The organism is Vibrio brasiliensis LMG 20546 (genome assembly GCF_000189255.1).
GTDB lineage: Bacteria > Pseudomonadota > Gammaproteobacteria > Enterobacterales > Vibrionaceae > Vibrio > Vibrio brasiliensis.
On the sequence record NZ_AEVS01000101.1, the window covers coordinates 124124 to 130287 of the forward strand.

The following is a 6164-nucleotide window of genomic DNA, read 5'->3' on the forward strand; positions in this document are numbered from 1 at the left end:
ATTGGCTAATGTTTGAATTCATTATTCAATTAATATGAATAATGAAGTTAGGTAGGAGAGGGAATGGACAAGTTTTCTGATATGACGCTGTTTGTCAGCATTGTTAAAAATCACGGGCTAGCGGCAGCAGGAAGAGAACTAGGTTTATCTCCCGCTACGGTTACTGCACGGTTACAGTCACTAGAAGATCGCTACGGAGTCAAGCTGCTGAATCGTAGTACAAGGCACATTTCGTTGACAGATTCCGGGGCCATGTATCATCAGGCATGTCTGGAAATAATAGACAGCGTCAAAGAGACTGAAAACCTGCTCCAGACGGGAGTTAAAGAAGTCCGTGGAACGTTGAAGATCTCTGCACCTCGCGACATTGGTAAACAGTACATTTCGCCAATACTGGCTGAATTCAGTCAGCTTTATCCAGATGTGATTCCATATCTTTATCTGAATGATAATCTGTCCAATTTAGCCGAGTCGGGACTCGATATTGTTATCCGCTACGGAGAGCTGGCCGACAGCAATCTGATCTCTCGTAAACTGGCATCCAGCCGACGGGTACTATGTGCGTCGCCTGAGTACTTAGCCAATAAAGGGACACCAATCACCCCGCAAGATTTATCACAGCATGACTGTCTGGCTATGGTTCGCAGTAATGAAGAGCTGAAAACCTGGCACTTTCAGGACGAACAGCAGCATAACGTCATTACTGTGGTGCCTAAACGTTTTTCAGACGATGGTGAAGTGATTCGTCAGTGGGCGTTAGACGGGGCAGGTATTGCACTGAAGTCGATACTTGATGTTCAGGAGGACATAAAACAGCAGCGACTGGTAACTGTACTCAATGGTTATATGAAGAACTTCAATGCCTCGACTTCTATGGCGAGGGCCGACCTGAATGCAATTTACTTAAGCCGTCAATATCAACCTAAACGGCTTCGTCTGTTTATCGACTTTCTGATTGAACGTTTTGCGCAAAAGCTCAGTTAAACATCTCTCTGGGAGTATTTTTTATAAAGCTTAGTGGTGTCTGTCCCGTTTGTTTTTTGAAGAAGGCGATAAAAGCGCTGTCTGAAGAAAACTCCAGCCAACAGGAAACATCACTGACTTGCATTCCTCTTGAAAGCAATTCGATAGCCTTTAACAAACGCCATTGTTGACGCCAGTCCTGGTAGGTCATTCCAGTTTCTGCTTTAAACAGGCGAGTGACCGTTTTGCTACTTGCACCGACAGAAGCGGCCATCGAGGTTAGGTTTGGCACTAAATAAGACTGCTGCATAACTTGTTGTCGAAATTTCTGCAGGCGGCGATCCGATGGCAAAGGTAGCTGGAATGAATGACGTCGAGCGGCATAAAACTCTTCCCAGAAAAGTGCAGTGGTATTGGTCATTTCACTTTCTGCTTTATCCCATGCCCACAGCGCCATTTTATCTATCAATGCTTTTAGCAGAGTGTTTACTTCGATCACTGTAATGTCTGTCGGGCAAGCAAATGCGGCACAATCGAAGTAAAGAGATCGGTAAGCCACCACATTGGTCATTGTGGCTCTATGTCGAGTGGATGGCGGAATCCAAACCGCTTTAGTTGGTGGCAAAATGCAGATTGAATTTTCTAACGCAAAGCTTATACATCCCTGAGGGGCATAAAGCAGCTGACCTTTGAGATGCTGATGCATGCCAGAATCGTGCTGGCCAACGTCCGCGGCGATACCCACCACACTCGCGCTCAACTTATCAGCATCAAACTGAGTTTTTTGATCAATAATTGCCATTTGTCCGATTTTTGATGTTTTTGGTTTTTATGTTGTTAATTGGTAGATGGTAGTCCTGTTTATACTTCGCGCCAAGCTAATTTGTCACGAGGACTACTAATGAAAACCAAACCTTCTTTAGGGCTGATGGTAGTGATGCTGATGTTTCCACAAATTGTCGAAACCATATACAGCCCGGCTTTGGGCTCGATAGCCGATGCTTTCTCTGTAAGCTACGCTCAGGCAGCACAGACACTCTCAGTCTATTTTGTTGCCTTTGCACTGGGTGTTGTTACCTGGGGCGTAATGGCGGATAAACTGGGCAGACGGCCAACAATGCTGATCGGCTTGGTTATCTATAGCTGCTCAGCGTTAGTCGCAATGCAAACGCAGAGCTTTACGGTGTTAATACTGGCGCGAGTCATGAGTGCATTTGGTATCGCCGTTGGGTCGGTAGTGACTCAAACCATGTTGCGTGATGCATTCGATGGTAACGAACTTGCAAAAGTATTTAGCCTGATGGGAATGGGAATAGCACTAAGCCCTGTGGTAGGCATGTTGTTGGGAGGCTATCTGACGTCCGCTGGTGGGTACCACTATGTGTTTCTGGCCCTGACGACTATGGCACTAGCGCTATTTGTCTACAATTTACTGAAATTGCCAGAAACTCAAACTGAAAATCAATCGGTAAACTTACGTGATTTAACTGTGCGGATGGTTAAAGATCCGCAGGTTATAATCTCTGCTGTTTTGGTCGCACTATACAACATAGCGCTGTTTTCATACTACCAACTTGGCGCCTTTCGCTTTTCTGAGCTTGGGTTAAGTGCAGAGCTGTTTGGTTATAGTGGTATTGCGCTGGGTTTAGCAACCTTAATGGGTAGCTACGTCAATAAAGTATTGCTGACAAGAAATGCCAGTCAGCATTCATTACTTTTACTTTCTGCTCTGCTGTTAGCTGGTGGAGCGGTAGGTGTCTACGTGATGTTAGACACTCTCTATTTTGTTGTAGCAATGATGTTAGTCGTGATGTCGTTTGGTATTGCGATTCCAAATATACTCAGTAGCGCCTTAGTCGACTACAAACAGTATGCGGGTAGCGCTGGAGCAGTGTTCGGTTTACTTTATTACTTGATGATTGGTAGTGGGCTAGCTTTAACAGGTTTTGTTCAAAACCTTGGTTATGTACTGTTGGCATGTAGTGTTGTTACTAGCATGGTGACGCTGTCACGAAGATAATTAATATAGGCGGCGCGAGTTGGATAAACTCGCGCCTCTCTAGTTAGTTACGGATTGCATTACGCCGACATTGATTGGGCGTCATGGCAAATCTTTTACGAAATATCTTGCACAGATAACTTGTGTCACTGACGCCGACTTCATCTGCCAGCTGTGCCAGAGAGTGACTGGAGTGGGTTAAACGCCAATGGAGATGCTGAAGGCGCATTTCCTGCCAATAGTGATGGACTGAACAGTCAAATTGTTGCTCAAACAGTCGATCTAGCTGGCGACGGCTAACGCCAATCTTTGCAGCAATCTGCTCTACGGGAATATTTTGCCCGAGATTATCTTGCAACAAGGAAATCGCTCTATTGATATGGCGATTCGTATAAGCTCCTTGTTGGGATGACTTTAGTCTATGCTGAACGCTGCGATTCTCATCCACTAACATATCGGCTAAGCCTTTCTCTGCTTTTGCCCGACCAAGATGCTTTTGCAATATTGCGACGGCGAGATCGATAGCCGCACAGCCGCCAGTACAGCTGATCATTTTATTGTCGAAATGATATAGCTGCTCATCCCGAACGATCACTTTAGGGTAACTGGCTTTGAACTCGTTGTGGTGGCGCCAATGAACTACGACCTGGTGTTGGTTTAACAACCCTAGCTCAGCGAGCGTAAAACAGGCATTGTCGATACTGACAATCGCGACTCCTGCCGCGACAATCTTGCGAACAAAAGTTCGGTAATATTCGGCTTGAAGCTGGGACTGACTGGCAGTTCGGCTACCAAAAAATACCACATAATCAACATCGGATAAGCGGATTTGATCGGGTGTCACATCGATCATTACCGGGATTCCACTACTAGAGCAAACCAGACCTTCAGAGTGAGACACAACTTGCCATGAACAATAGCGTTGCTGACTATTATCCTCTTCGTCCGCAGAAAAGCGCAGTTTGTCCAAGAAGCTACCGAAAGGCAGCATGTTGAAGTTATCCAAAGGAACCAATAAAAAGTGGATGCCTGTTTGCTTATTCATATCAGTTTCACTATGTCCATTTGGTTTTATTTTATGTCTATATTTTACCGTTATCAATTGTCTCAATCAGCGATACTGGCAGCAGTTAAATCAGCTAATAGATAGGTTAGTAATGGCGTTTGAACTTTGGAGTCTTTTTGCTTTGTCTGCTTTAGGTCTGGCGTGTGTGCCTGGTCCCAATTCACTGTTGGCGCTAAGTCATGGCGCGCGTTATGGCTATAAAAAGACGGTCTGGACAATTTTGGGCGGTGTCAGCGGCTTCTTTATCTTAATTTCTGTAGCGATGTTTGGTTTAGGAGCAGTTTTGCAAGCGAAACCTGAACTGATGATCGTTCTACAATGGCTAGGCGCTTTCTATCTTGCCTGGTTGGGTCTTAAGTTGTGGTTTGAAGATGATGTTAACGTAAAAAGTGCCAGCGATGCTGTGTCTGTATTACGCAGAGAGCTATTTAAACAGGGGTACTTTGCGGCACTGTCGAACCCTAAAGTTCTGCTATTTTTTACCGCATTCCTGGCGCAGTTCATTAACCCTGATAAGCCGTTTATTCCCCAGTTTCTTATCATTACGGTGAGCTTTTTGTGTATTGAGTTTGCCGTCGAGTTTGGTGTGGCGAGACTGGCTGACCGAGTCAAACTAATGCTACTTGCTAATGGACGCATCTTTAATCAATGTTGTGGTGCAATCTTCTTGTTCCTATCTGTAATGGCAATGGTTAAGAGCTTTGCCTGAGTTCCTGACCGCTTAAGACTCACGTTAGTTTACAGTTCCGTTTGTGGCCAGAAAATCCGTATTGAAACGCTATGCTCGTGTTTTTAAACAGTGAGAGTGAAAACGATGATGACAGATTTTCTGGTTAAACCCCTTGAGCAGGCGAATTTTGAACAGTTGTTTAATAAGGACGAGCAACAACTGGCGCAGCTTAATGCCAAATGGTTGGTAGCGGACGCGAAACCGGGTTACCCATGCCGAGTCTCTCTGCAAGAAGCCGAAGTGGGTGAAAGAGTGCTTTTGATTCCATTCAACTATCATGATGTCAATTCGCCATATCAGGCGTCAGGACCGATTTTCGTTCGTGAAAACGCACAAGTTGTTGAGATGAAAGTTAATCAGATCCCCGAGATCTTAACTGAAAGGTTGTTGTCGGTCAGAGCTTATAGTCAAGACAGCATGATGCTAAACGCGACAACAGTTCAGGGTAAAGCACTGACAAATACTATCAGGGATCTATTTGAAAATAGTGAGGTCAGCTATCTTCAAATTCACAACGCCAATCCAGGTTGCTTCAATTGTACTGTCTATCGAGCTTAGAGGCTTAGCTGTAAACATGGCTTCAGTAGTAATTTGAAAATTATTAAAAAAGTTCTTTACCTCAAGTTAACTTGAGGAATTAGCATAATCTCCGTTGACAAGAAAAAGGCTTAAAAGGAGATAACAATGATTCAACTTGAACACGTAAACTTAGTGGTAAAGAACATTCCTGAAATGCTGAGCTTCTATCAGGCCGCATTCCCACACTGGTATATTCGTGATGAAGGTCAGGGAGAGTGGTCAGGTAAACCGCGTAACTGGCTTCATTTTGGCGACGAGTATCAATACATCGCTCTCAGTGACCACGGAGAGGGTGAGAATCGCTACTTAGCAGGGCATCAAGTGGGATTAGCGCACTTTGCTTACATCACCAATAATATAGAGGCGGTTATTGAGCGCTTAACTTCTGCAGGTTTCCCGATTGCTAAACCAGGTGCTGAGGAGCCTTATCGTAAAAACGTCTACTTTGTTGACCCGGCTGGTTTTGAAGTGGAGTTCGTAGAATACCTTAGCGACGATCCAAAACAGCGTAATTTATCCAGTTAATCAGTAGCGGTATTGTAAAAAGCGAGCACAAGTAGCTCGCTTTTTGCGTTTATAAGCACATTTAATCACGACATAAAGTATCGCTTGCAATCAATAACCAAAAATTATCGAAAACTAACATCCGCTCACGCTTGACGAAATCCACAAACATAGTCTTTACTTTTTGTTTTGCAGTACTGTTTGTGTGTTATTTAGCTTTTATATCAATAAGTAAGCTTTTATCTGAAGGATTGAAAACATGGAAGAAAATGCGAAAGATCATCTACTCACAGATCCACTGTTGGAACATAGAAAAATAATTC

The 6164-nt window shown here is 44.2% G+C and carries 7 protein-coding genes; 5 read left to right on the forward strand and 2 right to left on the reverse strand.

The genetic code is table 11. The features are described 5' to 3' along the window. Positions 1-63: 63 nt before the first annotated feature. Positions 64-984: a LysR family transcriptional regulator gene (locus RH46_RS19040; RefSeq protein WP_006881157.1), complete on the forward strand. Its 921-nt coding sequence runs from the start codon at positions 64-66 to the stop codon at positions 982-984. Here RH46_RS19040 and RH46_RS19045 read toward each other — a convergent pair. Further along, on the reverse strand, positions 977-1765 hold the full coding sequence (locus RH46_RS19045) for an AraC family transcriptional regulator (protein WP_006881158.1): 789 nt from the start codon (positions 1763-1765) through the stop codon (positions 977-979). The genes RH46_RS19040 and RH46_RS19045 overlap by 8 nt on opposite strands. Positions 1766-1864: 99 nt before the next feature. Between RH46_RS19045 and RH46_RS19050 the strand changes: the two genes are divergently transcribed. Next, positions 1865-2983, forward strand: a complete 1119-nt coding sequence (locus RH46_RS19050; protein WP_006881159.1) for a multidrug effflux MFS transporter — start codon at positions 1865-1867, stop codon at positions 2981-2983. 43 nt (positions 2984-3026) lie between these two features. Here RH46_RS19050 and RH46_RS19055 read toward each other — a convergent pair whose 3' ends face one another. Further along, a complete protein-coding gene (locus RH46_RS19055) occupies positions 3027-4007 on the reverse strand; it encodes a GlxA family transcriptional regulator (RefSeq protein ID WP_006881160.1) in 981 nt (326 codons plus the stop codon). 112 nt (positions 4008-4119) lie between these two features. On the opposite strand from RH46_RS19055, the gene RH46_RS19060 reads away from it, so the two are divergent. From RH46_RS19060 to RH46_RS19070, 3 genes are all read left to right on the forward strand, one after another. Then, positions 4120-4737: a LysE family translocator gene (locus tag RH46_RS19060; RefSeq protein WP_006881161.1), complete on the forward strand. Its 618-nt coding sequence runs from the start codon at positions 4120-4122 to the stop codon at positions 4735-4737. A 105-nt stretch (positions 4738-4842) separates the two neighbouring features. Next, complete coding sequence (locus RH46_RS19065; protein ID WP_006881162.1) at positions 4843-5316, forward strand: DUF1203 domain-containing protein; 474 nt, start codon at positions 4843-4845, stop codon at positions 5314-5316. A 126-nt stretch (positions 5317-5442) separates the two neighbouring features. After that, on the forward strand, positions 5443-5862 hold the full coding sequence (locus RH46_RS19070; RefSeq protein WP_006881163.1) for a VOC family protein: 420 nt from the start codon (positions 5443-5445) through the stop codon (positions 5860-5862). The last annotated feature ends 302 nt before the right edge of the window (positions 5863-6164 follow it).

Excerpts from the sequence above, each read along its gene's own strand:
- RH46_RS19040 (WP_006881157.1), top strand. The coding sequence starts at position 64 with ATGGACAAGTTTTCTGATATGACGCTGTTTGTCAGCATTGTTAAAAAT.
- RH46_RS19045 (WP_006881158.1), bottom strand. The coding sequence starts at position 1,765 with ATGGCAATTATTGATCAAAAAACTCAGTTTGATGCTGATAAGTTGAGC.
- RH46_RS19050 (WP_006881159.1), top strand. The coding sequence starts at position 1,865 with ATGAAAACCAAACCTTCTTTAGGGCTGATGGTAGTGATGCTGATGTTT.
- RH46_RS19055 (WP_006881160.1), bottom strand. The coding sequence starts at position 4,007 with ATGAATAAGCAAACAGGCATCCACTTTTTATTGGTTCCTTTGGATAAC.
- RH46_RS19060 (WP_006881161.1), top strand. The coding sequence starts at position 4,120 with ATGGCGTTTGAACTTTGGAGTCTTTTTGCTTTGTCTGCTTTAGGTCTG.
- RH46_RS19065 (WP_006881162.1), top strand. The coding sequence starts at position 4,843 with ATGATGACAGATTTTCTGGTTAAACCCCTTGAGCAGGCGAATTTTGAA.
- RH46_RS19070 (WP_006881163.1), top strand. The coding sequence starts at position 5,443 with ATGATTCAACTTGAACACGTAAACTTAGTGGTAAAGAACATTCCTGAA.